At 51.6% G+C, this 2,162-nt stretch carries 2 protein-coding genes; both read right to left on the bottom strand.

Annotated features, from left to right (window positions below; translation table 11 throughout):
• Nucleotides 1-191 precede the first annotated feature (191 nt).
• A complete protein-coding gene (locus A3730_RS08740) occupies nucleotides 192-1,397 on the bottom strand; it encodes an IS256 family transposase (RefSeq protein ID WP_063519023.1) in 1,206 nt (401 codons plus the stop codon).
• A 149-nt stretch (nucleotides 1,398-1,546) separates the two neighbouring features.
• On the bottom strand, nucleotides 1,547-2,162 hold a 616-nt coding region (locus A3730_RS31355), incomplete at its 5' end, for a hypothetical protein (RefSeq protein WP_197477383.1).

Here is a 2,162-nt window from a genome sequence, read left to right as displayed (position 1 = left end):
AATTTTAGTCTCTGAAAATCTGGCATAACTAAAGCAATCGGTTATCTAAAAATCTATTTTTTGGGGATGAAGTATTGCAAGATTCATGTCTCAAGGAGCACGGTGTGAAATCCTTTGCGATGGGAGGTCGTCTCCTGGCAGTCAAGTCAGGCCCCGAGGGTGTTCAAAACTCTGTGTCACAGCCAGCAGCCTCACAGGCTGATGTATTTGTCCAGGCGCTCGGGGAAGTGGATGGCCATCTGTGACAGCGTCAGATTCCAGTTCTGCACCGGGTGGGTCCAGCGCTCGGATGCCTTGAGTATACCGGCATAGAGCAGCTTCAGTAAGGCGTTCTCACTGGCGAAGCCACCCTTGGTCTTTGTCAGCTTGCGGAACTGGCGATGTACGGCCTCCACGGCATTGGTGGTGTAAATCGCAGTACGGACGTAATCAGGGTATTTGAAGTAGGCTGACAGGGTTGGCCACTTTTCCCGCCAGGACTTGATTACCATCGGGTATTTCTCGCCCCACTTGGCTTCCAGTTCATCGAGTGCGATTTCTGCGGCGTTCAGCGTTGCAGCCTTGTAGACGGGCTTCAGGTCGGCCATGAAGGCTTTCTGGTTTTTCGAGGCAACATACTTCAGTGAGTTACGGATCTGGTGAATCACGCAATGCTGGATTTCCGTTTTCGGGTAAATGCTCTCGATGGCTTCAGGGAAGCCTTTCAAGCCATCCACGCAGGCGATCAGGATATCCTTGACGCCACGGTTGTAGAGGTCTGTCAGCACGGTTAACCAGTGGTGGGCACCTTCCTGATCAGAGAGATAAAGACCAAGCAGCTCCTTCTTGCCCTCGATGTTCAGGGCAAGAATGGTGTAGATAGCCTTGCTGACGTAACGGCCGTTTTCTCTAATTTTGTAGTGAATGGCGTCAAGCCAGACAATCGGATAGATGGCTTCAAGATCACGTTCTCGCCACGCCTGTAGCTCTGGCAGGAGTTTGTCGGTGATGGCATTGATGGTGCCGTTGGACAGCTCGATATCATACATCTCGACAATGTGGGCGCGGATGTCCTGGTAGCTGTTGCCGAGGGCAAACAGGGCAATGATCTTGCGCTCCAACTCATCGGTCAGATGCGTCTGGTGTTTCTTGATAAGCTGGGGTTCGAAGGTACCGCTGCGGTCTCGGGGCGTTTTAAGTTCAAAGCTGCCGGCGGGGCCTTTCATGGTCTTACTGGTCGTGCCATTCTTGCGGTTCGGCGCGGTCTCTTCTGTAAGATGATTGTCCAGCTCGGCTTGCATCGCGGCTTCTGTGAGCTGCTTGATCAGCGGCGTGAGAATGCCGTCTTTGCCGGTCAGGTCTTTGCCTTCCTGTAGGGCCTTGAGAGCAGCATCAATGTCGAATGTGGGTTTGGTCATGTATCACCTCTTTGGTGTGTAGATTAAAGAAGTGACACAGAATTCTGAACACTACCCAGGCCCCCCCACCGCACATGGTGTCAGATGGACACAGTCTCCACACACTTTGATAATCGCGCAACTGTGGTCACGGCTGGGATAATGCCAAACTAGATAACCGGATCGCCCAGCTCTTCCTGAATATCCTTGAACTCTTCAGGGTAGGCTCTTTTCAAAGAGGCGTACTGTAGGAAGTTACTTTCAGCCATCTTGGCATATACGCGCCTGCCATCATCAACGATGACATTGGATAGATACCCAATCACGGTGTAGTTCTTGTCTTGTATCACCTCTTGTACTTTTTGATCTCCAAATGAGCTGGTGTAGGAGTAGCCGGGCGGGAGCGGGTCATTACCAAGGTCGGCGAATACTGACGTTGAGTAAACCTGTTCCCCCGTACTTCTCTGGACGACGCTCACCTCTAGGGAGAATTCCCTGATAGTGTAATCGGTGTTGTTATCGAGTTCGGCTTTGATGGCCAGCGGCCCCAGGAATTTTGCTTCCATCGCTTCTAGGGCCACTGGCAGGTCTTTCATCGACGACAAGATCTTTTCTCTGCTATCTAGATAGAGGCCATGGAGCTCTCGGAGCATAAAGAGATCTTCTTCCCTGCGAATGTCGGCAACGTACTGTTCATGCTGCGCGACTTTGCTGATGACCTCCCCGTAGGTGAGGCCATGAAGTGACTCAATGTCATTTTGAGCAAAATTGATACCAGGCTCTTCA

It is taken from the genome of Alcanivorax sp. HI0044 (assembly GCF_001634945.1).
The sequence above is the reverse complement of the archived record's forward strand: the minus strand, read 5'-3'. Positions and strand labels throughout refer to the sequence as shown.